Raw genomic sequence first — 24,162 nt, forward strand, 5'->3', positions numbered from 1 at the left:
CTACAAACGGGATATCTCACCCTGCTTCTGCCATGAAGTGCCATCCAATGCGCTGGTTCGCCGCCGTAGCCGTTGACAAAGACAGCCGTTGAACGTGGCACAACGACCGCGAGGAGGCGTCTGAGTTGTTGGACACTGGCGTAGGCAGTGACGCGCGGGCGGCCCGGTGCGTTCCCGGCCCCTGCGACCTGGTGACCGTGCCCGCCCGGCACGGGCTCGAGGCCGTGGACATCCTCAGGCTCCGCGACGGTGTCGGTCCGGTGCTGCACGACCGCGCCGGGGACACCCTCGGCTTCCTCGTCCCGCCCGGCACCGCGGACGGCTGGGACCTGCCGGGCAGCGCCTGCACCCAGACCGCCGTGCCGACGGCCGAGGGGCACGGCCCCGGGGCGCGCGGCGCGTCGGCCGAACCCCCGGTGGCCGGCACCGGCTGGCTGGTGCCCCCGGAGGGCGCCTACGCGCACGCCACCGAGCCCGCCGAACTCCGCGCCGCTCTCGGCGAGGCGGCCCGCACCATCGCCGCCGCCGGGCGCGCGTAGCGGCAGCGGCACGCCGAAGGGCTGCCCAGCGCCCCGCCCCCGGAACGCTCGGCAGCCCACTGTGCTCCGCGGGTTCAGCGCCCGTATGCGCCGCCGCGCAGCGCGCGGGTGCCGGCCGGGCAGACCAGCGTCACGCGCTTGCTGCCCGACAGGACGGGCGTGACGTAGCGGACCCGGTTCGAGCAGTCGACGAAGACCCGGTACGCCGATCCGGAGCAGGAGATCGCGAAGACCCGCCCGGAGAGGTAGGGGCTCCAGCAGCGCAGGGAGGCCCGCGCCGGAGGCAGGGCCTGGCCGAACCGGCCGGCCGGTGACGCCTTGCCGGTCCGGGTCCCGCCGGTCTTGAGGTCCTTGCTCGCGTAGTCCGCGTTCGCCGCCACCCCGGGTGCCGGAGCGCCGGCCGCGGGGGCGCCGGGTGCGGTGGCGCCGGGTGCCGCGGCCGCCGCGGCGGGGGCCACCGCGCCGCCGATTCCGAGCGCGAGTACCGCGCTCATGCCCAGCGAAGCCAGGGAATTCCGAACTTTCATTCCTTTCCTCTTTTCTCAGTCGCACGGCCCACCGGGCCGATCGCTCGATTTCGAAGCGACAAAAGAGAGAATCAAGGACGGTCAAAGGCGAAAGCAAGAATTCCGCACTTTTCGTATTGTAGTTATCCGGCCGGAGTCGGGCCGCCGCACCCTACGGGACGAGGGGTAACGATCCAGGGCAGGCGCGCGACGCCATCGGGAAACCGCTCGTGTGGGTTACCCGGGAAGAGTGTCGGACAATGGCCGCATGGCACGGGGTACGGCACGGCGGCGCGCCGACGAGCGCGGCAGGACGAGCGACAAGGGGCGCTCCGGACAGCGCTCCGACGCGCGGGGCAGGGAGCGGGGCGGCGACACCGTCCGCGCGCAGGTGGACGGCGGCGCGGCGGCGCTGGTGCCCGACCCCGACCGGCCGCAGGCCTGGTCCCTGCTGCTGGACGGGGCCCCGCAGTCGTACGTCGACCTCGACGACCCCACCCGTCTCGGCTTCGAGTACCAGCGGCGGCTCGGGCACGTGGTGGACCTCCTCGCGCCGCCCGGCCGTCCGGTCCAGGTCCTGCACCTGGGAGGCGGAGCGCTCACGCTGGCGCGGTACGTCGCCGCCACCCGGCCGCGCTCCACCCAGCAGGCGGTGGAGGCGGACGAGGCGCTGACCCGGCTGGTGCGCGAGCATCTCCCGCTGGAGCCGGGCCGACGGGTCAGGGTGCGGAGCGGCGACGCGCGCGCCGCCCTGCGGAAGCTGCCCGAGGCATGGGCGGACCTCGTCATCGCCGACGTCTTCGGTGGCGCCCGCACCCCCGCGCACCTCACCAGCGTGGAATTCCTGCACGAGGTGCGGCGGGTGCTGCGCCCCGCCGGGTGGTACGCGGCGAACATCGTGGACGGTGCACCGCTGCGCCATCTGCGGGCCCAGATCGCCACGGCGGCCGCGGTCTTCCCGCAGCGCTGCCTGCTCGCCGACCCCGCGGTGCTGCGCGGCCGCAGGTTCGGCAACGGGGTGCTGCTGGCCGCCGCGGACGAGCTGCCCGTCGCCGAGCTGACCCGGCGCACGGCGGGCGATCCGCACCCCGGCCGGGTGGAGTCCGGGCGCTCCCTGGACGCATTCACGGCCGGCGCCGCGGTGGTGACGGACGCGACGGCCACGGCGTCCCCGCCACCGCCGGAGGGCACATTCGGATAGCCGACGGCCGACAGCCGGAAAACGCGGATCCCCGAAATCGCGGATCCCCGAAAGGCGGACCCTCGGCCGCACCCGAAAAACGAAATGCCGAATTCCGGTATTCCCGGTACCGGGGCGGTCCCGGAACGCGGCGTTGCCGCGGGCGGTCAGCCGGCGAAGGTCTCCACGCGGGGCGCCGCGTCGTCCCAGCGGCAGAAGACCGAGGAGGACGAGGTGCCGTCGGTGAACGTCACCCGGATGTAGCCGGGCGCGTGCCAGACCTTCATCTGCCAGCCGGGTTCCGGCGTCGCGGACACCAGCGTCCCGGTGTCGCCGCCGAGGTCGAAGACGGCTCTGCCGCCGCGTACGGTCACGCCTCTGACCTGGCCGGTGGGGCGTCCGCTCGGACTGCGCCGGCCGTCGTCCGGCCGGGACGCGGAAGGGGCGGGGGTGCTCGGCTTCTTCGGGGCGGGGGTCTCGGAGGGGGTGGGCGACGCGGACGAGGGCCGCGGTGCGGGCCGGTGGGTGGAGGAGGCCCGGGGCGAGGCACGGTCGGTGGGACCGTCGGAGACGGGCAGCGCCCCGGGACTGTCGTAGGCGGTGTCGCCCAGCACCGCGTGGACACCGAACCAGGAGAGCGCGGTGGCGGCGCCGGTGGTCAGGAGCCAGGCCCCGACGGGCAGCCAGCGCGATCCGGTACGTCGACTCAGGCGCTGCATCCCCGTCAGGGTAGAGCCAGTCGGAATGTCGTACGGTTCCGCCCATGGCAAGTGTGCTCGTGGTCGAGGACGACCAGTTCGTGCGCTCCGCCCTCATCCGGCACCTCACCGAGGCCGCGCACGCGGTCCGCAGTGTGGGGACGGCGCTGGAGGCCCTGCGCGAGGTGGCGCAGGTCGGTTTCGACGTGGTCGTCCTCGATCTCGGACTGCCGGATCTGGACGGCGCGGAGGCCCTGAAGATGCTGCGCGGCATCACGGACGTTCCCGTGATCATCGCCACCGCGCGGGACGACGAGGCCGAGATCGTCCGGCTGTTGCACGCGGGTGCGGACGACTACTTGGTCAAGCCGTTCTCGGTGGCCCACCTCTCGGCCCGGATGGCGGCCGTGCTGCGCCGCACCCGCGCGGGGGAGTTCGGCGGCAGCGGGGAGCACGCCGGGGACGGCGTGCTGCGGGTGGGCGGGCTCGTGGTCGATCCGCTGCGCCGGATGGCCCAGTTGGACGGTGCGGTACTCGCCCTCACCCGCCGGGAGTTCGATCTGCTCGCGTTCCTGGCGGGGCGGCCCGGAGTCGTCGTCCCGCGCAAGGAGCTGCTGGCCGAGGTCTGGCAGCAGTCCTACGGGGACGACCAGACGATCGACGTGCACCTCTCCTGGCTGCGGCGGAAGTTGGGGGAGACCGCGGCCCGGCCGCGCTATCTGCACACCCTGCGCGGTGTCGGCGTCAAGCTGGAACCGCCGCCGCAGGGCGGGGACGGGCCCGGGTGAGCGGCGGGCCCGCGTGAGATGGGCGTTGGTGAAGGTCTGCCTCGCCGTGACGGTGATGGTGGTGGTGGCCTTCGCGGTGCCGCTGGCGCTGGTGGTCGAGGAGACCGCCCGCGACCGGGCCTTCGCGGGCGCCGAGCGGCAGGCGTCGGCGGTCGGTCCGGTGCTGGCCCTCACCCGTGACCGCCGTGCGCTCCAGCGTGCCGTCGCCATCACCCAGGCGGGCGCCGAGGGCCGGATCGCGGTGCACGTACCGGCCGGGAGCGCCGGATCCGATGCCGCGGGCGACACCTCCGGGGGCGGCCGGGAGGCGCTGCGCGTCGGACGCAGTCGTGCGCCGCGGGACCGGCTGGCCGCCGCGCGGCGGCTCGGCCGCGCCTCCACGGTCGAGGTCGAGGGCGGGTACGCGCTGCTGCGCCCGATCGCGGTGGCGGGCGGGGAGGTCGCGGTCGTCGAGGTGTTCGTCCCCGATGACGAGGTCACCCGGGGCGTGGCCACCTCCTGGATGATGCTCGCCGGGGTCGGCATCGCGCTGGTGCTCGGTTCGGTCGTGGTCGCCGACCGGCTCGGCACCCGGATGGTGCGGCCCGCCGAGCGGCTCGCCGGAGCTGCGCACGACCTGGGCGAAGGCGCCCTGGACGTGCGGGTGCCCGAGGAGGGGCCGACCGAACTGCGGTCGGCCGCTGCGGCCTTCAACTCCATGGCCGACCAGGTGGTCCAGCTGCTGGCCAACGAGCGCGAGTTGGCCGCCGACCTCTCCCACCGGCTGCGCACTCCGCTGACCGTGCTGCGGCTCAATGCCGCCTCGCTCGGCGAGGGCGACACCGCCGACCAGACGCGGGCCGCCGTCGCGCAGTTGGAGGCCGAGGTCGACCGGATCATCGGAGCGGCCCGCGAGCAGCGCGCCCAGTCGCCGGGTACGCCGCACCCGGTCGCCTCGGACGCGGCCGAGGTGATCCGCGAACGGATGGCCTTCTGGTCGGCGCTGGCTGAGGACGAGGGGCGGGAGGCGCGTGTCGCGGGGGCCGAGCGCCCGGTGCGGGTGCCGGTGGCCCGCGCCGAACTCGCCGCCGCCGTGGACGCGCTGCTGGGCAACGTCTTCCGGCACACCGCCGAGGGGACCGCCTTCTCCGTCGACCTGCACAGCGGCGGTCCCGGCAGCGACGCCGTCATCGTGCTGGTCTCCGACGCCGGTCCCGGCATCCCCGACCCGGAGGCGGCGCTGCGGCGCGGCCACGGCGACGGCGGCCCGGGCTCGACGGGTCTCGGTCTGGACATCGTGCGCCGCGTCGCCGAGTCCACCGGTGGCGACGTACGACTGGGCCGCTCGGTACTCGGCGGCACCGAGGTGCGGATGTGGCTCGCGTTGCGCGACGGCGCCGGCCGGCGGGACGGCGCCGGCCGCCGGTCCCGGGCGAGCCGCCGGGTGCGCCGTCGGCTCCGGCGCCCGGCCCGCCGCTGAGCCGGGCGTGCGCCGGAGCCGTCGCCCGCGGGTGTCGGCGAGCGCGGGTGCCGGGGAGCGCGGGTGTCGGCCCCGGCGGGTGCCGAGCGCGAGAACGTGTAGGGCGAGGCCGAACCCGCGTGCGCGAGGCGGCGCGACGCGCGCCCGGTTGCGGTGCGCGGGTGGTGGAGTGCCCGGCTCCTGTGTGCCGCCGGGGCGGAGCGCGAGGACCGGGGGAGGGTGGGGGCGCCACCGCATCCGCCGGAAGGAGAGCTGGACTCCATGAGCAGAGACGCACTCGCCGAGGGGCCCACCGAGGACCCCGCTGTCAACGCCTACCTGGCCGCCTTCGCCGACCGCGACGCGGACCGGCTGCTGGGGCTGGTGGCCCAGGAGGCCGTCTGGATCATTCCGGGTGATGCCCAGATCGTGCCCTGGGTGGGGACGCACCGCGGGCGGGAGACGCTGCGGTACGGGTACTACGCCCCGCTGTTCGAGGCCGTCGAGCCGTTGGCGTTCGACGTGCTGCACAGCCACGCGTCCGCCGGTGCGGTCTTCGTCAACGGCCGCTTCACCTTCCGGTTCCACCCCTCGGAAGAGGTGCTGGAGGACGAGCTCGTCGTCCGGTTCACGACCGCGGACGGCCTGATCACCTCGTTCCGCATCTACGAGGACTCCCTCGCCGTCGCCCGCGCCTACACCGGTGACCCCGGTCTGGGCCTGGTCTGACCCGGTCGCCCGGAGGACCGCGGACGACGAACGCCGCCGGGTCCGGGACGCGTGGGGTCCGGACCCGGCGGCGCTGTGCGTCCGCCGTCGCTTACTTAGCGATGCACTTGTTGCCCAGGGCCGGGTTCAGCAGCCCGATGACGTTGACGGAGTTGCCACACACCTGGACGGGGATGTGGACCGGAACCTGGACGACGTTGCCGCTGAGCACACCCGGCGAGTTGGCGGCGCCGCCCTGGGCACCGGCGTCGGCGGCCGCGGCGGAGGCTCCGCCCAGGACGAGGGCGGCGGCGCAGGCGGCAGTGGTCACGTGACGAAGCATGGTGTTCTTCCTCCAGGAGACAGACAACTTGCGCACCATCCAGGCACAGCGACACCTGCCAGGTCGTTGTGACTTTCCGACCAGCGCCCCATCGTCACTCCACGGAGTGGTGGATCCGTGCGGCGAACGGAGCAACCGGCCGGGCCGGGGCCCGTGCCGCGCGTCGCCCGCCACCGGGGCGCGCCCCTTAATGCGGCCCTTTCCGCTGCCTTAAGAGCGCCCTAAGGACTCCGGCCGCTGCCCGCAAGGTGGCATTTGCCCGATTCGACGTCAGTAACGTGCTGCTCGCTCCATCCAGCGGACCCCCCACGGAACGAGGCAGCAACACGATGACGAACACCGCAGGCCACCGCCGCCGCACCAGCCGGACCGCCAGGACCGCCATGGCCGCCGCCGCCGCGGCGCTCGTGGCGGGCGGCGGCCTCCTGCTCGCGGGCAACGCGACGGCGGGCGAGGAAGCGGCGGCCGACGCGTCCGGCACGCCCTTCGCGCCGTACGTCGACACCTCGCTGCAGCCCTCCTACGACCTGGTGACGAGCGCCGCGCGTACCGGCGTGCAGGAGTACAACCTGGCCTTCGTCACCAGCGGCGGCGGCTGTGTCCCGAAGTGGGGCGGCGGCCAGGAGCTCGAGGACGACCCCGTCGCCCGGCAGATCCCCGACCTGCGGGCCGAGGGCGGCGACGTGCGCGTCTCGTTCGGCGGCGCCAACGGGACCGAGCTGGCTACGGCCTGCGACTCGGCGGACGAGCTCGCCGCGGCGTACGGCAAGGTCGTCGACACCTTCGACCTCACGAAGATCGACCTGGACATCGAGGGCGCGGCCCTGCCCGACACCCGGGCCAACGAGCGGCGCGCCAAGGCGGTCGCCGCGCTCCAGAAGAGCCACCAGGACCTGGACGTCTCCTACACCCTGCCGGTGATGCCCGAGGGGCTCACCGCGCCCGGCGTGGAACTGCTGGAGAACGCCGAGGCCAACGGTGTGCGCGTGTCGGCGGTCAACATCATGGCGATGGACTACGGCTCCTCCTACGACGGCGACATGGGCGAATACGCCACCCAGGCGGCCACCGCGGCCCACGCGCAGATCGCCGCCGCGCTCGGGCTGGACGACGAGGCCGCCTGGAAGGCGCTGGCCGTCACCCCGATGATCGGCGTCAACGACGTCAAGGTGGAGGTCTTCACGCCCGAGGACGCCGCGCAGGTCCGCGCGTTCGCCGACGAGCACGGGATGGCCTGGCTCTCCATGTGGTCCGGCACCCGGGACAAGCCGTGCCCCGGCGGTCCCAAGGACCAGGCCGACCCGACCTGTTCCAGCATCGAGCAGAACCCCGACGACTTCAGCAAGGCGTTCGCCGGCTGATCCGGACCCCCACCCCCCCACGGCCACCCCCCACGGCCACCCCCCACCGGACGGGGCGCGACGGCACCCACCCCCCACACCGCTGCCGCGCCCCGTCCTTCCGCCGTCCCCCGGCCCGCACCCCTCCTGCTGTCGGGGCGGTTGTAGTTGAATGTTCTCCTCGCCCGGGTCCCGCGAGGCCGGGGCCCGCGGCAGGGGGGGAGGGCACCATGGCAGCAGTACGCGGCGGACGGGCCCGCAGGACCGCACGGTCCGGGCCGACCCTGGAGGAGGTCGCCCGCCGCGCCGGAGTGGGCCGCGGCACCGTCTCCCGGGTCGTGAACGGCTCCGCCCGGGTCAGCGACCGCACCCGCGCCGCGGTCGAGGACGCCGTCGCCGAACTGGGCTACGTACCCGACCGGGTGGCCCGCGCCCTGGCGGCGGGCAGCGCGGACACCGTCGCGCTGGTGGTGCCCGAACCGGAGTCCCGGTTCTTCACCGAGCCCTACTTCCCGGCCGTCGTGCGCGGCATCAGCGCCGAACTCGCCCGCGCGGACATGCAGCTGCTGCTCACCCTGCTGCACGGCCCGAAGGAGCGGGACCGCTTCGCGCAGTACGCCGCCTCCCACCACATCGACGGGGTGCTGCTGGTCTCCGTGCACGCCGACCACACGCTGCCCGACCTGCTGGCCCGGTCCGAGATCCCCGCCGTGCTGGGCGGCCGGCGGCAGGCCGCCGAACCCGTGCCGTACGTCGACTGCGACAACACCGGCGGTGCCCGCTCCGCCGTCGCCCACCTGCTGGCGCGGGGGCGCGGCACGATCGCCACGGTCACCGGGCCCGACGACGTGTACGCGGCCCGCTGCCGCACCGACGGCTACCGGGAGGCGCTGCGGGCGGCGGACCGCCCGCCGGACGAGTCCCTGCTGGCCTGCGGCGACTTCACCGAGGAGGGCGGGGAGCTGGCGATGCGGCAGCTGCTGCGACGCGCCCCGGGGCTCGACGCGGTCTTCTGCGCCTCGGACGTGATGGCCGCGGGCGCGCGCCGCGCACTGCGCGCCGCGGGCCGGTCGGTGCCCGACGACGTCGCGCTGGTCGGGTTCGACGACTCGGTCGTCGCCCGCCACACGGACCCGCCGCTGACCACCGTCCGCCAGCCGATCGGCGCCATGGGCGGGGAGATGGCCCGGGTACTGCTGGAACTGCTGGGCAAGTGGACACCCGGCACCTCCGGCGCGGACGCCGGTGCGCGACCGGCGGGGGAGGGGCCCGCGGGGGAGGGACCGGACAGCCTGCACCGCGTGCTGCCCACCGAACTGGTGACCCGCGCCTCCTCCTGACGGAAGCTCACGTCACCCCATAGGCGGCGCTCCGGGTGCGCCGGACCCGCGGGGGCCGTTGCATCGCAGACATGGCTCGCACCGGGACCGGCAACACCCGGACGACCGCGGCGCCTCGGCGCCGCAGCCGTCCCCTGGTCGGCTGCACCCTGGCAGCCGTCACCCTCCTCGCCCTGCCCGCACCCTTCCTCGCCCTCACCACCACGTCGTCGCACAGCCCCGCCCCCCAGCGGTCCGGCCCCTCGGCTCCGCCCACCGCGCCCACGGCCCGCGCGGCGCCCCCGGCCTCCGGCCGGCCCGCCCCCGGCGGTGCGGAGCCGCGGGCCGACGACAGGCGGCCCGGCACGCCCCGCCTCGTCGTACCCCACGGCCTCCCCGGCGCCCCGGGTTCCCCGGGCGCTCCCGGCGCGGACGCCGGCTCCGGCACGGAGCGTGGGACGGCGCCTGAGCGCGGGCCCGGCGCTCACCGCGAGCCCGGCGCGGAGGCCGACGACGGCGCCGCCCGGCAGTCCGGGCCCGCCGCCCCGCCCTCCGGAACTCCCGGGGTCACCAGTCCTCCTGGGACCTCCGGGCCTTCGGATGCCCCCGGAGCCCCCGGAGCCCCCGGAGCCCCCGGGGACGCCGGTGCTCCGCGTGCGGAGTCCGACCCGGCCGGACCGTCCGCACCCGCGGACCCGCCGCCGACGGCGGAGAGCGGATGGGTCTCGCCCGTGACCGAGTTCCCGGTGCGGATCTCACAGGCGTACGGGGTCAAGGGCGGCTGGGCCGCGGGCTACCACACCGGGGTCGACCTGGCGGTCCGGGTGGGCACCCCCGTGCGGTCCGTCGGTCCGGGGACGGTCGTGGCCGCCGGGTGGGCCGGTGACTACGGGAAGGCGGTGACCGTGCGGATGGAGGACGGCAAGTACCTCCTCTTCGCGCACCTCTCGGAGGTCTTCGTCCGGGAAGGAGCCGAAGTGCGGGCCGGCACCTGGCTCGGCCGCTCGGGCAACACGGGCCACTCCACCGGTCCGCATCTGCACTTCGAGGTGCGGGAGCAGCGCGGCTACGGTTCGGACGTCGACCCCGTGCGCTACCTCGCCGACCACGGGGTGCGCCTCGGCTGAGGGCGCCCGGCGGGGTCCGCGATCCGGTCCGCGATCCGGTCCGCGATCCGGTCCGCGATCCGGTCCGCGATCCGGGGTCCGGGGCCCCGGGCGGGAGGGGCCCGCCCGGGTGCGCGGGGCGCGCGCCGTGGTCCGCTCCGGCCCGCCCGGCCCGTGCCGGTCAGCGGCCGAGCCGGTCCAGTACGCGGTCCGGGCGGCAGATGTCGCACACCCGTGCCCCCGCGGTGCGGGCCAGCAGTTCCACCGCCTCCCGGGCGGTGACGCGCCGGGTGAGCCAGCCGTCGCGGGCCTGCCAGCAGTCCCTGCGGTGCACGCACCACCACGGCTCCGCGTCACCGGTTCCGCGCACGCGCACGGCCAGCCACTGGCGGCCCGCGACGGCACCGGCCGTCGGCACCGCGGCGTAGCTCTCGCCGGGGATCGGGGCGATGTCCTCGGCCGCGACGCTGATCGCGGTCGGCGCGCTCCTGGGCTCGGCGTGCCCGTCGGGGTGCTGGTGGCGGCTCGGCAGGATCGCCTCGCACTCGTACCACCAGTGGCCGTCGGGCGTGCGGGAGCGGCCGGTGACGATCACGTCCAGCTCCTGTCCGTCCGGCATCCGGGCCCGCGCCCACGGTCCCGCCCGGTCACGCCACTCACTCACGTTCCGAATATTAGTTCGAATGAAGCGAGGGTGCGCCGTCCGGGTTCATTCCGTCCCGCGTTGTCGTGTTGTACCAAAAAGTGACACTTGCGCCCTCATTGTGGGTTTTCGTCCAACCAACCCTCGGAGGTTCACATGCGTATGCGCACGCTCGCGCGTTCCGTCGCCGTCGGCTTCGCCGTCCTGGGCCTGGCCGGCGCCGGCGCCGGTTCGGCCGCCGCCTGGCCGAAGGGCCACCAGTACAACTGGGTGCACGAGTCGGTCAGCAAGGAGATCAAGAAGGTCTCCATCTCCGACGACGACAAGATCATCAGCGACTCGGTCATCTTCGTCTTCGGCCCGATGCAGAACGACTGACCCGAGTACCCCTGGCAGGGATCAGCCCTGCCTGCCCGTCAGCACTGCGTTCCCGTCTCCCCGCAGGGAGGCCGGGAACGCAGTGTTTTTCGCGGCCTCCGGAGACTCCGCACGCGCCCGGCCCGGGGACCTGTTCCGCGCCCGGGCGCCCGGGTGCCCGGAGCCCGGAACCGGCGGCGGTGCCCGGCGCGCGCCGCCGGGTGCCGTGCGCCGGATGCCGCCCGCTACTGCTGCGTGCCGGTCCGCTCGGCGCCGCGGCCGCCGTCCTGCCCGGAGTCCGCGCCGTCCGGGCCGGGTTCCGGGCCCTGCTGGGCGGACTCCGGGCGGTCCGGCTCCCCGTCGGATTCCGCGCCGTCCGGTCCGAGGCCGGCGTCCGCCGTCTTCCCTGTTTTCCCTGATTTCCCCGTTTTCCATGCCCCGGTGCCGAAGGGCCACCGGGGGCCGCGGTTGTCGTCCGGGATGCCCACGAGCTCCTCGACGTCGAACAGCCGCGCGATGGGCACGTCCGAGCTGCTGTGGGCGATGATCGAGAAGGCGATGGTGACCGCGATGAGGGTGAACGCCTCCTCGCCCTGCGGAATGCCGGCCTGGAGCACCAGCAGTCCGTAGACCACCGAGGCGAAGCCCTTGGGGCCGAACCAGGCCGCGGTCAGTTTCTCCCGCCGGTCGAAGGACGTACCGAGCAGCGACAGCAGCAGCGAGGCCGGGCGGATCAGGACGATCGCCAGCACGGCGACCACGTACCCGCCGAAGGACAGGTCCCCGAACAGCTCCCCGGTCAGCAGCGCTCCGAAGATCAGCAGTGCGGCGAACTTGGCCAGTTCGGCCAGCGAGTCACCCAGCGGTTCGAACGCCTGCTTGGCCTCGGGGGAGACGGCCGCGAGCACCGAGCCCGCGCTGAAGGCGGCCAGGTAGGAGTTGGCGTGGGTCAGCGCGCACACGGCGTACAGGATCACGCCGATGGCCAGCGGCCCCAGTGGCTGCAGCTTCGGTTCGGCACCCAGCAGCCGGAACCGCAGCAGCCCGTTGACGAGCAGCGGGGCCGCGATGCCGAAGGCCAGCCCGAGCACCAGCTCCAGGGCGATGCTGCCGGCCGAGGCGTGCTCGCTGTGTCCGCTGGGTGCCGCGGCGGCCAGGAAGATCAGTACGAACGGCAACGCCAGCCCGTCGTTTATGCCGCTTTCCACGTTGAGGAGCTGCCGGAGCCGGGACGGCACCCGGCGGTGCCCGACGATGGCGGACGCGAAGACCGGGTCGGTGGGGGAGAGCACCGCGCCGACGAGGAAGGAGGTGGTCCAGTCGAAGCCGACCAGCCAGTGGGTGAGCAGCGCGATGCCGAGGAAGGCCAGCGGCATGCCCAGGCCGAGCGCCCGGGCCGGGCTCTTCCAGCGCTCGCGCAGATCGGCGAAGCGGACGTGCATGCCGTCGGTGAACAGCACGGCGAAGAGCGCCAGATCGGCCGTGACGCGGACGATGTCGCTCTCCGGTGCGACGTGGATGAGCCCGAGCGCCCCGTCCCCGACCAGCGCACCTCCCGCCAGGAACAGCAGCGAGGTGGAGAGCACCGAGCGGGCGGCCAGTCCGGACAGCAGTACGGCGACCAGCAGTGCGATGCCGAAGACCATGACCAAGACCAAGAGAAGCAACCCCCGCCGCGCTGAGTCGTGCACACAAGCAAGAGGCCCTGTGGCCCGCGTTTCCGCCGGCCACAGGGCCTCCGAGAGAAGGGTGATCGACGGGACTTGAACCCGCGACATCCTGGACCACAACCAGGTGCTCTACCAACTGAGCTACGACCACCATGTCCGGCGTGGAAGAGAAGATCTTCCCTGACCGGCCGCTACGAGTGTACAGGGTCCGGCGCCGTGCTCGCGCACAGGTTTCCGGCTCCGGGCCCGGCAGGGGTGCTGCCGGGCCCGGAACCCCCTCCGGTCAGTCCGCCGGGGGCAGCACGTGCCGGGCCGCGATCTTCTTCGCCGTCTCCGAGTCGGGCCCCGGCTGGGGCACGAAGACGGCTTCCCGGTAGTAGCGCAGTTCCGCGATGGACTCGCGGATGTCGGCCAGCGCCCGGTGGTTGCCGTTCTTCTCCGGGCTGTTGTAGTAGGCGCGCGGGTACCAGCGGCGGGCCAGCTCCTTGACCGAGGAGACATCCACGATGCGGTAGTGCAGGTGGCTGTCGAGCGCGGCCATGTCGCGGGCGAGGAAGCCGCGGTCGGTGCTGACGGAGTTGCCGCACAGCGGCGCCCGCCGGGCGTCGGGCACCCACTCGCGTACATAGGCCAGGACCCGGGCCTCGGCATCGGCCAGCGTCGTGCCGCCGTCCAGCTCCTCCAGCAGGCCGGAGGCGGTGTGCATCTCGCGCACCACCTCCGGCATCGCCTCCAGGGCGTGCGCGGGCGGGCGGATCACGATGTCCACGCCGTCGCCGAGTACGTTCAGCTCCGAGTCGGTCACCAGCGCGGCCACCTCGATGAGCGCGTCATCGGACAGCGAGAGGCCGGTCATCTCGCAGTCGATCCACACCATGCGATCGTTCATGCTCTTCACAGTACGTGACCCGGCCCGCTCAGCTCGTCCCCCGGCCGCGTTGGCCGGGAACCCGCGGGGCGAACGCGTCCGATTCCGGTTTGCCCTGTTCCGGGCGGTTGTGCGGAGTGCTTCGGTACTCCCTCACTTCCTGTCGGGTCTCCTGTCTGGTGCCGTACGCCGACGGCCCGCCCGCCGCTCCCGACTCCTGGCCGCCCGGATGCCCCGAGTGCCCCGAGTGCCCCGGGTGCCCCGGGTGTCCCGAGTGCCCCGCCGGTCCGGTGTGGCCGGGCTGGCCGTACCCCTGCCCCGGCCCGGAGTGCTGGGACTGATGGGATTGATGGGGCTGGTGGGGCAGGCGCAGCGGGCCTTCGCCGCCCGGCCCCGGAACGCCGTTCCCGGCGCCCCCCGCCGCTCCCGGTGGTGCCCCCGCGCCCTCGTGCGCCTGTTCCCCGTCCGGCCGGCGCGCGCGGTACGCGGCCCGGTAGGCGGCGGGCGAGGCGCCGAGCTGGCGGCGGAAGTGACCGCGCAGCGCGACCGGTGAGCGGAAGCCGCAGCGGCCCGCCACCTCGTCCACGGAGTAGTCCGACGTCTCCAGCAGGCGCTGCGCCTGGAGCACCCGCTGGGTGATCAGCCACTGCAGTGGAGCGCTCCCAGTGAGAGACCGGAAGCGCCGGTCGAAGGTGCGACGGCTCATGTACGCGCGCGCGGCGAGCGTCTCCACGTCGAACTGCTCGTGGAGGTGCTCCAGCGCCCAGGCGACGACCTCGGCGAGCGGGTCGGCGCCGATCTCCTCTGGTAAGGAGCGGTCCAGGTGGCGGGGATGGCCGCCGGTCTCCTGGCCGTTGCCGCGGCGCGGCGGGACGACCAGCCGACGGGCCAGCGCGCCGGCCGCCTCGGCTCCGTGGTCGCTCCGTACGACGTGCAGGCACAGGTCTATGCCCGCGGCCGTACCGGCGGAGGTGAGGATGTCCCCGTCGTCCACGAACAGTTCGCGCGGATCGACGTGGACGGCCGGGTAGCGCTTGGCCAGCGTCGGTGCGTACATCCAGTGGGTGGTGGCCGGGCGCCCGTCCAGCAGCCCGGCCGCGGCGAGGACGAAGGCGCCCGTGCACAGGCCTATGACGCGTGCCCCCTCCTCGTGCGCCCTGCGCAGTGCCTCCAGTGCCCCCGGTGGTGGCGGCTGGGTGATGGAGCGCCAGGCGGGCACGACCACGGTGCCCGCGCGGGAGATCGCCTCCAGTCCGAACGGCGCGCTCAGCTGGAGCCCGCCGGTGGTGCGCAGTGGTCCGTCCTCGCCCGCGCAGACGAGCAGCCTGTAGCGCGGAACTCCGGCGTCTTGGCGGTCGATTCCGAAGACGGAGAGCGGGATGGAACTCTCGAAGATGGGACCACCGCTGAAGAGCAACACCGCCACGATCTCGCGCCGGCGGCGCGCGGCCAGCTTGCGGGTCTCGACTGGGCCGTTCGTGGAGTCCTGGCTCATTGGAACTAAGCCCCCCTCAATCGTTGTGTTCCTCTCGGTCCATACACATCTCCCCCGCTCTCCCCCGCAGTGAAAGCCAAGATCGAATCTACTGCGTCGGATGAGGTGGGCGGTGCAAGTTCGGCATCCGGCGCTATGTCGATAAGGCAACTTGGCGTGAAGCATTCGATCACGAAGCGTTTCACTCAACTGCGCTGCAGGGAAGTACGCATGCCCTCTCTGCCCCATCAACGTAGGGTGCACACCCGCGTGACGCTCCTTTCCTCCCTGGTGGCAGGGGGTCGGGCGGGAGGGACGGCACAGGTTCTGACGCTGTGCCAAGTTGGCTGAAATTCGAGGGGGATCAGACGTGCGATTCGGTCACGCGCGGGGTGCTGTGTCGTGACTCCAGAGGTGCATGAGGTATGTGTGACGCATGAGGTGCGCTCAGCGTGTGCAACATGCGACGGTGCGTGACCTTTTGTGGCTCTGTGCGTGCCGGTGTGTGCCGGTGTGCGCCGCGAGGGACGGTCTCGCGCCAACGCAATGATCGGGACAGAATGCCCCCGGCGCGCGACCCGGCGCCGGGTGCTCCACGCGTACGGCGCGACGGGGGCGCTTCCACGGCGCGTGACCGGTGCGACACACGGGGTGTGCGGGGCGGCGGGCCGGACGGTTCCGCGCCGCTTCCGGCGGCGGGGCGTGTTACGCGTCGGTCAAGGAGGCGCGTAAGGGGCGTAACGCGGCATTGCGCTGCGGCCCGCGCTCAGGCATGCTCCGGGGTCAACCGCTCCCGGCGCCCGCTCCGCATTGCCTGGGCAAGCGGGGAGTGCGGTCGTACCCTTTGGGTAAGGGACTTGGGAAGACTATTCCCGGTCTTCATGCGAGGCCGTGCAGCACCCAGCCGATCCGTCCGAGCAGATCCGAGAGAGCGCAAGCCGTCCGTCGTCCCTCTGCACAGAGGACTCACTTCGCCGAGACACTCATGGCAGGACACGAGATCCCTGAACCAGCAGACCGCAGGCAGGTCGCCGACTCCACGGCGATCCCCGAAGCGGCGGACGAGACGCGCCACTCCTGCGATCCGGCGTTCCAGCACGGCGTCGTCGTCGGTTTCGACGGCTCGGTCTCCAGTGAGCGTGCCCTGGCGTACGCCATCGGCATGGCCTACCGCTCGGGCTCCGGTCTGATCATCGTCCACGTCGCCAACCGGCTGCCCACCACGGTGTGGGCGGGCTGCGAACCGCCCGTCTTCGTCGACGTCCCCGACCACCGCACCGAAGTGCTCGGGCTGGAACTCGCCTGCGCCGATCATCTGGCGGAAGTGCCCTGGATCCTGGTCGAGCGCGGCGGCGACATCTGCCACGAACTGGAGGAGGTCGGCAGCGAGTACGCGGCCGACGCCATCGTGGTCGGCTCGACGCACGGACTCGTGGGACGGATCTTCGGCTCGGTCGCGGGACGCCTCGCGCGGCGGGCCCAGCGCCCGGTCATCGTCGTCCCCTGACCCGCCCCGCACGGCGCGCCGTGCGCTCGGCGCAGGCACGCTGCGGGCCGGCCCGCCCTGGGCCGCGGCACCTGGACCCCCGGACTCGCGGCTGCTCCTCGTCCTCGCCGCGACTGGTGCCGTTTCGCCGGCACCGCCGGTCTTCCGCACGCCTTGGGCCGACTCCCTTGCTGGGGAGCCGACTTCGACCGCAACCGGGGCTCGTCCCGGGTGAGCCGCACACTCGGCCTGGCACGGAGTGCATCGACAAATCTACCCACCCGTAGAGGTGGGTTGTGCGCTTGTGAGGGGCATACAGACAGCACACGGGTGGCCGAGACCCGAGGGCGCGCCACCGGGCGGGAGGTGACGGTCCCGTCCGGTGGCCCACCCGCCGGCGTAATGGGCGACGCCGGCACAGGGGAGGCGGGATCCCGCGCGGATGGTGGCCCGCGCGGGATCCCGCCCATCCGGGCCACCGCACCCGGTGGCCTACGGCGGACCCCTCCTACTCCACGGTGACCGACTTGGCCAGGTTGCGGGGCTTGTCGATGTCCCGTCCCAGGGCGAGCGCCGTGTGGTAGGCCAGCAGCTGCAGCGGGATGCCCATCAGGATCGGGTCCAGCTCGTCCTCGTTCTTCGGCACCAGGATGGTGTGGTCGGCCTTTTCCTGCTCCTGGTGGGCCACGGCCAGGATGCGGCCGCTGCGTGCCTTGATCTCCTCCAGTGCCGCCCGGTTCTTCTCCAGCAGATCGTCCTCGGGCACGATCGCGACCGTCGGCATCGCGGGCTCGATCAGCGCCAGCGGTCCGTGCTTGAGCTCGGAGGCCGGGTACGCCTCGGCGTGGATGTAGGAGACCTCCTTCAGCTTGAGGGACGCCTCCAGGGCGACGGGGTAGCCGCGCACCCGCCCGATGAAGAGCATGGAGCGGGCGTCGGCGTACAGCTTCGCCAGCTTCTCGATCTCCGGCTCCTGCTTGAGGATCTCGGCGATCTGGTCGGGCAGCCGGCGCAGCCCCTCGATGATGCGCTTGCCGTCCTTGACCGACAGGTCGCGGATGCGGCCCAGGTGCAGCGCGAGGAGTCCGAAGGCGACCACCGTGTTGGTGAAGCACTTGGTGGACACGACGCAGACCTCGGGCCCGGCGTGCACGTAGACCCCGCCGTCGGCCTCCCGGGCGATGGCCGAGCCGACGACGTTGATGACGCCGAGCACCCGGGCGCCCTTGCGCTTGAGCTCCTGCACGGCGGCGAGCGCGTCGTAGGTCTCCCCGGACTGCGAGACGGCGATGTAGAGGGTGTCGGGGTCCACCACCGCGTTGCGGTACCGGAACTCGCTGGCGGGCTCCGCGTCGGCGGGGATGCGGGCCAGCTCCTCGATCATCTGGGCGCCGATGAGACCGGCGTGGTACGAGGTGCCGCAGCCGAGGATCTTCACCCGGCGCACGGCGCGGGCCTCGCGCGGGTCGAGGTTGAGGCCGCCGAGGTGCACGGTGGCGAACCGGTCGTCGATGCGCCCGGCCAGCACCCGGTCCACCGCGTCCGCCTGCTCGGCGATCTCCTTGTGCATGTAGGTGTCGTGGCCGCCCAGGTCGTAGGACTCGGCGGCGTACTCCACCGTCTCCGGCGAGGAGGAGGTGCGGGAACCCTCGGTGGTGTAGGTGCGGTAGTCGCCGGCCTTGATGGTGGCCATCTCGCCGTCGTCCAGCGTGACCACCTGGCGGGTGTGGGAGACCAGCGCGGCGACGTCCGAGGCGACGAACATCTCGTTCTCGCCGATGCCCAGCACCACGGGCGAGCCGTTGCGCGCCACCACGATGCGGTCCGGGAAGTCGGCGTGCAGCACGGCGATGCCGTAGGTGCCCTCGACGTGGCGCAGCGCCTCCTGGACGCGGGCCTCCAGGCGCTCGGCCTGCGCCGCGGCGATCAGGTGGGCCAGCACCTCGGTGTCGGTGTCGGAGACGAAGGTGACGCCCTCCGCCGTGAGCTTTGCGCGCAGTTCGGCGGCGTTGTCGATGATGCCGTTGTGGACGACGGCGACCTTCTCGGCCGGGTCCAGATGCGGGTGGGCGTTGACGTCGTTGGGCACGCCGTGGGTGGCCCAGCGGGTGTGGGCGATCCCGGCGCTGCCGGTGAACCGCTTGGGTACGCGCTCCTCCAGGTCCCGGACCCGGCCCTTGGTCTTGGCGGTCTTCAGTCCGCCCGCCTTGCCGCCCGTACCGGTCTGGATGGCGATGCCCGCCGAGTCGTAGCCGCGGTACTCCAGCCGCTGGAGGCCCTCCAGCAGGAGCGGGGCGGTGTCACGCTTACCGATATACCCGACAATTCCGCACATGCTGCTGATGCCCTGCCTCTCTGTCGTGCCGTTGGGGATGCTCTGCTTCTGCGGCGCTGCTCCGCGCTCAGCCGTACACGATGCGGCGGAGCTGTCTGAGGGACAGCTCGGGCGGCGCGACGGCCCGGTGCGGCAGCTCGGCCTCGATACGTTCGAAGATCTCCGGGTTCGCCAGGCCCTTGGCCTGGAGCTCGCGGTGCCGACGGCGGACGAACTCGGCGGCCGTCTCGTCGAAGTACGACAGGACGTCCAGCACCACCCGGACCGCCTCGCCGCGCTGCAGCGGCGTGGTGCGGACCAGGTGGTCGATGAGGTCGTCGTGGACCGGTGTCGGGGCGTCGAGCACCCGTCGATACTGCGGTTTCCACGCCTCGATCGCAAGAAATCTGCCCGATAGCGGGCACGGCGTGGCGAAAAACGGACCGGAAAAGGTACGTACCGATCCCTTCCCGGCTTCACATGCGGCCGTCAGTATGACGAAGTGTCCTGAACACGGCTTTCGTTGAGAGTGCGCCACCCCGGTGAAGGACCGTTCACCCGGGCCCGCCGCGGACCCCGGAGGGATCGCTGATGGGACGACGACTCACACCGTTACTGGTCCTGTGCGCCTCGCTGCTCGCCGCCACCGCACTGCCCGCCACCCCCGGCGCGGCCGACGCGGCCTCCGCGCGTGCCAGAGCCCGGCCCACACCACTCGATCAGGTGATACCCGCACCCGCCTCGGTGCAGGAGCGGGGCAGGCCCTACACGCTCACCCCGCGGACGGTGATCCGCGTGCACACCGCGGCCGACCGGGCGCCCGACCGCCGCGGGAACCGGCCGCAGCAGGGCGGGCCGGACCGCGGCACCGGTGACGCCGCGGGGGAGGCGGGGTCCGCGCGGGAGGCACGGGAGGCACGGGAGGTGGCCGAGCAGCTCGCCGCACTGCTGCGGCCCGCCACCGGCTACCCGCTGCCGATCACCACCCGTCCCGGGCGCGACGGCATCCACCTGCGGCTCGGCGGCGACCGGGCACTGGGCGGCGAGGGCTACCGGCTCGAGGTGGGCGCACGCGCCGCGCGGCTCACCGCCCGGGACGCCGCCGGGCTCTTCCACGGGGTGCAGACCATCCGCCAGCTCCTCCCCGCCGCCGTCGAAGCCCGTACCGAGCAGCCCGGCCCCTGGCGGCTCGCCGGGGGCGTCATCACCGACACCCCGCGCTACGCCTACCGGGGCGCCATGCTGGACGTCTCCCGCCACTTCTTCCCCGTCCCGGCGGTCAAGCGGTACATCGACCAGCTCGCCCTCTACAAGATCAACACCCTGCATCTGCACCTCTCCGACGACCAGGGCTGGCGCCTCGCCGTCGACTCCTGGCCCCGGCTGGCCGACTACGGCGGCGGCACCGAGGTCGGCGGCGGGCCCGGCGGCTTCTACACCAAGGCCGACTACCGCGCGATCGTGCGCTACGCCGCGGCCCGGCACCTGACCGTCGTCCCCGAGATCGACATGCCCGGCCACACCAACGCGGCACTCGCCTCCTACGCCGAACTCAACTGCGACGGCAAGGCGCCGCCCCGCTACACCGGCACCGAGGTCGGATTCAGCTCCCTGTGCGTGTCCCTGGAACGGACCTACGACTTCGTCGACGACGTGCTCCGCGAACTGGCGGCCCTCACCCCCGGCCGCTACCTCCACATCGGCGGCGACGAGGCGCACTCCACCAGTCACGAGGACTACGTCGCCTTCATGCGGCGCGTACAGCCCCTCGTCGCCGCATACGGCAAGCAGGCCGTCGGCTGGCATCAGATCACCGCCGCACCCGCTCCCGGCACCGTCGCCCAGTACTGGGGCTACGACCGGACCGGAGCCGAGGAGCGCCGCCAGGTCGCCGAGGCCGCGCGGCAGGGCACCAAACTGGTGCTCTCCCCGGCGGACCGGGCCTACCTGGACATGAAATACGACAAGGACACTCCGTTGGGACTCTCCTGGGCCGGATACGTGCCCGTGCGGCGCTCCTACGACTGGGATCCGGCCCGCTACCTGGAAGGAGTACCCGGGGAAGCCGTCCTCGGAGTCGAGGCGCCGCTGTGGTCGGAGACGATCGAGACCAGCGCACAGCTCGAATACCTGGCCTTCCCGCGCCTGCCAGGGTTGGCCGAACTGGGCTGGTCGCCCGCCGCCACCCACGACTGGGACGGCTACCGGACTCGACTGGCCCGGCAGGGCAGCCGCTGGGAGCGGATGGGAGTGAACTACCACCGCTCACCGCAGGTGCCCTGGCCCCACTGACCGCACCCGGGCGCCACCGGGTCCGCGGCGCCGTCACCACACGGCGCCGCGGGCCTGCGGAGGCCCCGGACCCCTGCGGAGCCCGCTTCGGGCGCGGAGCCTTCCCCTTGCAGGGAAGCGGGACCGTCGCGGGAGCGCTCTCCGCGGGGGCGGTTCTCCTCAGCGTGTCGTGCACCCTCAGTCCGTGGCATACGGCGGTGACGGTCGGTTCCATACGTCATCAAACCTGCTGACGATCCGCCGGAGTTCGCGGGCGGCGCGAGGCGACATGGCCTGCATCACGGTGTCGAGGAGAGCACGCGCGGCAAGAGGATTGCCGCAGCAGCACCAGTACACTTTGCCCCACTCGTAGTCGTGCCACAGCTCACGCTCGGGACGACGGACGTAGTCCTTCCACAAGCGCATGGCTGCACTGATGTCGCCTGGCTGCAGATAGTTCCGGGTGCGCTCGAGACGGTAGATCTCTGACAGAGCACGCGAGGACAGGCCGTCGATGACGCGGTTTGCGTCTGGTGTCCGGTGGCGGTGGGAGATGCCGGCCCGGATGTGTCCTGGCCGTCTACGCGGCATGGGCCTTTCGGTTCGTCATCATGCCGGACATGGTGTCATGGCTCCGCACGACACCTCGAACGGTTTCTCGCCCCACCGCGATTCGCCGGGCAGGTGGACGCCCACCTCTGCCGCCGCAACCGCAACCGCAACCGCAACCGGCACCACGAATGACGGCCAGAACCCCCGCCCCGGTCGAAGCAGCACCGGCGCGCGCCCCTCGGGGGCCGGGCCGGCCGCGGCGGGGGCTCTGTTCAGCCGCGGGGTACGGGGGTCACTCGCCCACTCCCAACTCTCGGGCCACCAGCATGCGCTGCACCTCGCTGGTGCCTTCGCCGATCTCCAGGATCTTCGCGTCCCGCCACATGCGGGCCACCGGGTACTCGTTCATGAATCCGTAGCCGCCGTGGACCTGGGTGGCCTCACGCGCGTTGGTGACGGCGCTCTCGGAGGAGTACAGCTTGGCCAGCGCCGCCTCCTTCTTGAAGGGCTCGCCGGCCAGCAGCCGGGCGGCCGCGTCCCGCCAGGCCACTCGTGAGGTGTGGGCCCGCATCTCCATGTCCGCGATCTTGAACTGGATGGCCTGGTTGGCGCCGATGGGCTTGCCGAACGCCCTACGGGTGTTGGCGTAGCGGACCGACTCGTCGACACAGCCTTGGGCGAGCCCGGTGGCCAGTGCGGAGATCGCGATCCGGCCCTCGTCCAGGATCCGCAGGAACTGGGCGTAGCCGCGGCCCTGCTCGCCGAGCAGATTGGCGCGGGGTACGCGCACATCCGTGAAGGACAGCTCATGGGTGTCCGACGCGTTCCAGCCGACCTTCGAGTAGGCGGGCGCCACCGAGAACCCAGGGGTGCCGGAGGGGACGATGACGGTCGAGATGCGCGGGGCGCCGTTCTCCTTGCGCCCGGTGACAGCGGTCACCGTGACCAGGCCCGTTATGTCCGTGCCGGAGTTGGTGATGAAGGACTTGCTGCCGTTGATCACCCATTCCCCGGACTCCTCGTCCAGGACGGCGGTGGTGCGGGTGCCGCCCGCGTCCGAACCGCACTCGGGCTCGGTCAGCCCGAAGGCGCCCAGCATCTCGCCCGCGCACAGCCGGGGCAGCCACTCCTGCTTCTGCTCCTCGGTGCCGAAGAGGTACACGGGCATCGCGCCCAGCGACACCCCCGCCTCCAGCGTGATGGCCACCGAGGAGTCGACCCGGGCCAGTTCCTCCAGAGCGAGGCAGAGCGCGAGGTAGTCGCCGCCCATTCCGCCGTACTCCTCGGGGAAGGGCAGGCCGAACAGGCCCATGGCACCCATCTGCTGCACGATCTCGTACGGGAACTCGTGCCGCTCGTAGAACTCGCCGATCTTGGGCGCGACCACGTCGTGGGCGAACTCCTCAACGGTGCGGCGCAGTTCCTCGTGCTCGGTGGTGAGGCGGTGGTCGAGTGCCATGCTCACTGCTCCTTGGGGGCGGGGGAGTCCGGGGTCGTCCGGGACTCCGCGGAAGAGGGGGAAGCGGCGGAAGCGGCCGGGCCGGCCAGGGCGCGCACCGTTCGGGAGGGGCTGGGGCGGCCCAGCTGCTGTGCCATCCACGTGCTGGTGGCGGTGAGCCGGGACAGATCGACACCCGTCTCGATACCGAGGCCGTGCAGCATCCAGACCAGATCCTCGGTGGCGAGGTTGCCCGTGGCGCTCTTGGCGTACGGGCAGCCGCCCAGCCCGCCGGCCGAGGCGTCCACCGTGGCCACTCCGTGCTGGAGCGCCGCGAGGGTGTTGGAGAGGGCCTGGCCGTAGGTGTCGTGGAAGTGCACGGCGAGGGTGGGGCCGCCCGGCGGAGCGGAGTCGGCGGGAGCGCCCGAAGCGGGCAGCCCCGCCGTACCGAGCGCCGTGAGCAGCGCGTGGACATGGCCGGGAGTGGCGACGCCGATGGTGTCGCCCAGGCTCAGCTCGTCGCAGCCCATTCCGGCCAGCGCCCGGCACACCCGCACCACCTGGTCGACGGGGACCGGGCCCTCCCACGGGTCGCCGAAGCACATCGAAAGATAGCCGCGCACGCGGAGGCCGGTGCTCTTGGCGCGCGCCACCACCGGCTCGAACATCTCCAGCGCGCCGTCCACCGTGCGGTTCAGGTTGGCCTTGGCGAACGACTCCGTGGCGCTGGCGAACACCGCCACCTCCCGCGCGCCCAGCGCCGCCGCGCGCTCCAGGCCGCGCGCGTTGGGCACCAGCACCGGCAGCCGCACCCCTGCCAGGTCCGCGAGGCGCGGATACAGCTCCTCCGCGTCGGCGAGCTGGGGGACCCACTTGGGGTGCACGAAGCTGGTGGCCTCCACGGTGCGCAGCCCGGCCGCGGCCAGCCGCCGGATGAACTCCGCCTTCACCTCGACGGGGACGAGCGCCGACTCGTTCTGCAGCCCGTCCCGCGGCCCCACCTCGTGGATCCGCACCCGGGAGGGCAGCCCCTCCAGGGGGAAGACCATCGGCAGCTCACCCGGGGTGCCGCCGCCTTCCGCAGGGCCGGCGGCCGGAGCCGCGGGGCGCCCCGGAGCGGTGGG

At 73.0% G+C, this 24,162-nt stretch carries 22 protein-coding genes and 1 tRNA gene; 11 read left to right on the forward strand and 12 right to left on the reverse strand.

Annotation, left to right across the window (positions count from 1 at the left end):
- Window positions 1-125: 125 nt before the first annotated feature.
- Complete coding sequence (locus tag A949_RS0116235; RefSeq protein ID WP_432069066.1) at window positions 126-539, forward strand: hypothetical protein; 414 nt, start codon at window positions 126-128, stop codon at window positions 537-539.
- Between the two features lie 74 nt (window positions 540-613).
- Here the strand turns inward: A949_RS0116235 and A949_RS0116240 are convergent, their stop codons facing one another.
- Window positions 614-1,066 carry a hypothetical protein gene (locus A949_RS0116240; RefSeq protein ID WP_026004701.1) on the reverse strand — a complete coding sequence of 151 codons (453 nt, stop codon included), beginning with the start codon at window positions 1,064-1,066 and terminating at the stop codon, window positions 614-616.
- Between the two features lie 247 nt (window positions 1,067-1,313).
- Here A949_RS0116240 and A949_RS0116245 point away from each other — a divergent pair, with 247 nt between their 5' ends.
- Window positions 1,314-2,246, forward strand: a complete 933-nt coding sequence (locus A949_RS0116245; protein ID WP_019357075.1) for a spermidine synthase — start codon at window positions 1,314-1,316, stop codon at window positions 2,244-2,246.
- A gap of 146 nt (window positions 2,247-2,392) precedes the next feature.
- On the opposite strand, the gene A949_RS0116250 is transcribed toward A949_RS0116245, so the two are convergent.
- The gene (locus A949_RS0116250) at window positions 2,393-2,944 is read right to left on the reverse strand and encodes a hypothetical protein (protein WP_019357076.1); all 552 of its coding nucleotides are present in this window, start codon (window positions 2,942-2,944) and stop codon (window positions 2,393-2,395) included.
- Window positions 2,945-2,988: 44 nt separating this feature from the next.
- Here A949_RS0116250 and A949_RS0116255 point away from each other — a divergent pair, with 44 nt between their 5' ends.
- The 3 genes from A949_RS0116255 (at window position 2,989) to A949_RS0116265 (ending at window position 5,878) form a co-directional block, all read left to right on the forward strand.
- Complete coding sequence (locus A949_RS0116255) at window positions 2,989-3,711, forward strand: response regulator transcription factor (protein ID WP_019357077.1); 723 nt, start codon at window positions 2,989-2,991, stop codon at window positions 3,709-3,711.
- Window positions 3,712-3,724: 13 nt separating this feature from the next.
- Window positions 3,725-5,170, forward strand: a complete 1,446-nt coding sequence (locus tag A949_RS0116260) for a sensor histidine kinase (RefSeq protein WP_026004703.1) — start codon at window positions 3,725-3,727, stop codon at window positions 5,168-5,170.
- A 261-nt stretch (window positions 5,171-5,431) separates the two neighbouring features.
- Window positions 5,432-5,878: a nuclear transport factor 2 family protein gene (locus tag A949_RS0116265; RefSeq protein ID WP_019357079.1), complete on the forward strand. Its 447-nt coding sequence runs from the start codon at window positions 5,432-5,434 to the stop codon at window positions 5,876-5,878.
- Window positions 5,879-5,969: 91 nt separating this feature from the next.
- Here the strand turns inward: A949_RS0116265 and A949_RS0116270 are convergent, their stop codons facing one another.
- Window positions 5,970-6,200 (reverse strand): chaplin, encoded by a 231-nt coding sequence (locus A949_RS0116270; protein ID WP_026004704.1) that lies wholly within the window; start codon window positions 6,198-6,200, stop codon window positions 5,970-5,972.
- A 329-nt stretch (window positions 6,201-6,529) separates the two neighbouring features.
- On the opposite strand from A949_RS0116270, the gene A949_RS0116275 reads away from it, so the two are divergent.
- The 3 genes from A949_RS0116275 (at window position 6,530) to A949_RS39125 (ending at window position 9,986) form a co-directional block, all read left to right on the forward strand.
- Window positions 6,530-7,561 carry a chitinase gene (locus A949_RS0116275; protein ID WP_026004705.1) on the forward strand — a complete coding sequence of 344 codons (1,032 nt, stop codon included), beginning with the start codon at window positions 6,530-6,532 and terminating at the stop codon, window positions 7,559-7,561.
- A 209-nt stretch (window positions 7,562-7,770) separates the two neighbouring features.
- Window positions 7,771-8,880, forward strand: coding sequence for a LacI family DNA-binding transcriptional regulator (locus A949_RS0116280; RefSeq protein WP_019357081.1), 1,110 nt, complete (start codon window positions 7,771-7,773; stop codon window positions 8,878-8,880).
- 71 nt (window positions 8,881-8,951) lie between these two features.
- Window positions 8,952-9,986, forward strand: a complete 1,035-nt coding sequence (locus A949_RS39125) for a M23 family metallopeptidase (RefSeq protein ID WP_051019517.1) — start codon at window positions 8,952-8,954, stop codon at window positions 9,984-9,986.
- A 160-nt stretch (window positions 9,987-10,146) separates the two neighbouring features.
- Here the strand turns inward: A949_RS39125 and A949_RS0116290 are convergent, their stop codons facing one another.
- Entirely contained in the window at window positions 10,147-10,629 is a 483-nt protein-coding gene (locus A949_RS0116290) for a DUF6233 domain-containing protein (protein WP_026004706.1), read from the reverse strand.
- A gap of 135 nt (window positions 10,630-10,764) precedes the next feature.
- On the opposite strand from A949_RS0116290, the gene A949_RS0116295 reads away from it, so the two are divergent.
- Entirely contained in the window at window positions 10,765-10,986 is a 222-nt protein-coding gene (locus tag A949_RS0116295; protein WP_026004707.1) for a hypothetical protein, read from the forward strand.
- Between the two features lie 224 nt (window positions 10,987-11,210).
- Here A949_RS0116295 and A949_RS33660 read toward each other — a convergent pair whose 3' ends face one another.
- The 4 genes from A949_RS33660 to A949_RS0116320 form a co-directional block, all read right to left on the reverse strand.
- Window positions 11,211-12,623 carry a cation:proton antiporter gene (locus A949_RS33660; RefSeq protein WP_237735839.1) on the reverse strand — a complete coding sequence of 471 codons (1,413 nt, stop codon included), beginning with the start codon at window positions 12,621-12,623 and terminating at the stop codon, window positions 11,211-11,213.
- Window positions 12,624-12,713: 90 nt separating this feature from the next.
- Window positions 12,714-12,786 (reverse strand) — tRNA-His (locus A949_RS0116310).
- A 132-nt stretch (window positions 12,787-12,918) separates the two neighbouring features.
- Entirely contained in the window at window positions 12,919-13,524 is a 606-nt protein-coding gene (orn, locus tag A949_RS0116315) for an oligoribonuclease (protein ID WP_026004708.1), read from the reverse strand.
- Between the two features lie 28 nt (window positions 13,525-13,552).
- Window positions 13,553-14,998: a helix-turn-helix domain-containing protein gene (locus A949_RS0116320; RefSeq protein WP_019357086.1), complete on the reverse strand. Its 1,446-nt coding sequence runs from the start codon at window positions 14,996-14,998 to the stop codon at window positions 13,553-13,555.
- Between the two features lie 964 nt (window positions 14,999-15,962).
- Here A949_RS0116320 and A949_RS0116325 point away from each other — a divergent pair.
- On the forward strand, window positions 15,963-16,484 hold the full coding sequence (locus A949_RS0116325) for a universal stress protein (RefSeq protein WP_019357087.1): 522 nt from the start codon (window positions 15,963-15,965) through the stop codon (window positions 16,482-16,484).
- A gap of 487 nt (window positions 16,485-16,971) precedes the next feature.
- Here A949_RS0116325 and glmS read toward each other — a convergent pair whose 3' ends face one another.
- Window positions 16,972-18,798: a glutamine--fructose-6-phosphate transaminase (isomerizing) gene (gene glmS / locus A949_RS0116330; protein ID WP_019357088.1), complete on the reverse strand. Its 1,827-nt coding sequence runs from the start codon at window positions 18,796-18,798 to the stop codon at window positions 16,972-16,974.
- Window positions 18,799-18,865: 67 nt separating this feature from the next.
- A complete protein-coding gene (locus A949_RS0116335; protein WP_019357089.1) occupies window positions 18,866-19,144 on the reverse strand; it encodes a hypothetical protein in 279 nt (92 codons plus the stop codon).
- A 224-nt stretch (window positions 19,145-19,368) separates the two neighbouring features.
- Between A949_RS0116335 and A949_RS0116340 the strand changes: the two genes are divergently transcribed.
- On the forward strand, window positions 19,369-21,069 hold the full coding sequence (locus A949_RS0116340; protein WP_019357090.1) for a beta-N-acetylhexosaminidase: 1,701 nt from the start codon (window positions 19,369-19,371) through the stop codon (window positions 21,067-21,069).
- Between the two features lie 823 nt (window positions 21,070-21,892).
- Here the strand turns inward: A949_RS0116340 and A949_RS0116345 are convergent.
- A complete protein-coding gene (locus A949_RS0116345) occupies window positions 21,893-23,059 on the reverse strand; it encodes an acyl-CoA dehydrogenase family protein (RefSeq protein WP_019357091.1) in 1,167 nt (388 codons plus the stop codon).
- Window positions 23,060-23,061: 2 nt separating this feature from the next.
- On the reverse strand, window positions 23,062-24,087 hold the full coding sequence (locus tag A949_RS0116350) for a hydroxymethylglutaryl-CoA lyase (protein WP_037706582.1): 1,026 nt from the start codon (window positions 24,085-24,087) through the stop codon (window positions 23,062-23,064).
- Between the last annotated feature and the right edge of the window lie 75 nt (window positions 24,088-24,162).

The organism is Streptomyces sp. AA1529 (assembly GCF_000280905.1).
Classification (GTDB): domain Bacteria; phylum Actinomycetota; class Actinomycetes; order Streptomycetales; family Streptomycetaceae; genus Streptomyces.

What these genes read in the sequence shown, in the direction of transcription:
- A949_RS0116240 (WP_026004701.1), bottom strand. Translation starts at nt 1,066, where the DNA reads ATGAAAGTTCGGAATTCCCTGGCTTCGCTGGGCATGAGCGCGGTACTC.
- A949_RS0116245 (WP_019357075.1), top strand. Translation starts at nt 1,314, where the DNA reads ATGGCACGGGGTACGGCACGGCGGCGCGCCGACGAGCGCGGCAGGACG.
- A949_RS0116250 (WP_019357076.1), bottom strand. Translation starts at nt 2,944, where the DNA reads ATGCAGCGCCTGAGTCGACGTACCGGATCGCGCTGGCTGCCCGTCGGG.
- A949_RS0116255 (WP_019357077.1), top strand. Translation starts at nt 2,989, where the DNA reads ATGGCAAGTGTGCTCGTGGTCGAGGACGACCAGTTCGTGCGCTCCGCC.
- A949_RS0116265 (WP_019357079.1), top strand. Translation starts at nt 5,432, where the DNA reads ATGAGCAGAGACGCACTCGCCGAGGGGCCCACCGAGGACCCCGCTGTC.
- A949_RS0116270 (WP_026004704.1), bottom strand. Translation starts at nt 6,200, where the DNA reads ATGCTTCGTCACGTGACCACTGCCGCCTGCGCCGCCGCCCTCGTCCTG.
- A949_RS0116275 (WP_026004705.1), top strand. Translation starts at nt 6,530, where the DNA reads ATGACGAACACCGCAGGCCACCGCCGCCGCACCAGCCGGACCGCCAGG.
- A949_RS0116280 (WP_019357081.1), top strand. Translation starts at nt 7,771, where the DNA reads ATGGCAGCAGTACGCGGCGGACGGGCCCGCAGGACCGCACGGTCCGGG.
- A949_RS39125 (WP_051019517.1), top strand. Translation starts at nt 8,952, where the DNA reads ATGGCTCGCACCGGGACCGGCAACACCCGGACGACCGCGGCGCCTCGG.
- A949_RS0116295 (WP_026004707.1), top strand. Translation starts at nt 10,765, where the DNA reads ATGCGTATGCGCACGCTCGCGCGTTCCGTCGCCGTCGGCTTCGCCGTC.
- orn (WP_026004708.1), bottom strand. Translation starts at nt 13,524, where the DNA reads ATGAACGATCGCATGGTGTGGATCGACTGCGAGATGACCGGCCTCTCG.
- A949_RS0116320 (WP_019357086.1), bottom strand. Translation starts at nt 14,998, where the DNA reads ATGAGCCAGGACTCCACGAACGGCCCAGTCGAGACCCGCAAGCTGGCC.
- A949_RS0116325 (WP_019357087.1), top strand. Translation starts at nt 15,963, where the DNA reads ATGGCAGGACACGAGATCCCTGAACCAGCAGACCGCAGGCAGGTCGCC.
- glmS (WP_019357088.1), bottom strand. Translation starts at nt 18,798, where the DNA reads ATGTGCGGAATTGTCGGGTATATCGGTAAGCGTGACACCGCCCCGCTC.
- A949_RS0116340 (WP_019357090.1), top strand. Translation starts at nt 19,369, where the DNA reads ATGGGACGACGACTCACACCGTTACTGGTCCTGTGCGCCTCGCTGCTC.
- A949_RS0116345 (WP_019357091.1), bottom strand. Translation starts at nt 23,059, where the DNA reads ATGGCACTCGACCACCGCCTCACCACCGAGCACGAGGAACTGCGCCGC.
- A949_RS0116350 (WP_037706582.1), bottom strand. Translation starts at nt 24,087, where the DNA reads ATGGTCTTCCCCCTGGAGGGGCTGCCCTCCCGGGTGCGGATCCACGAG.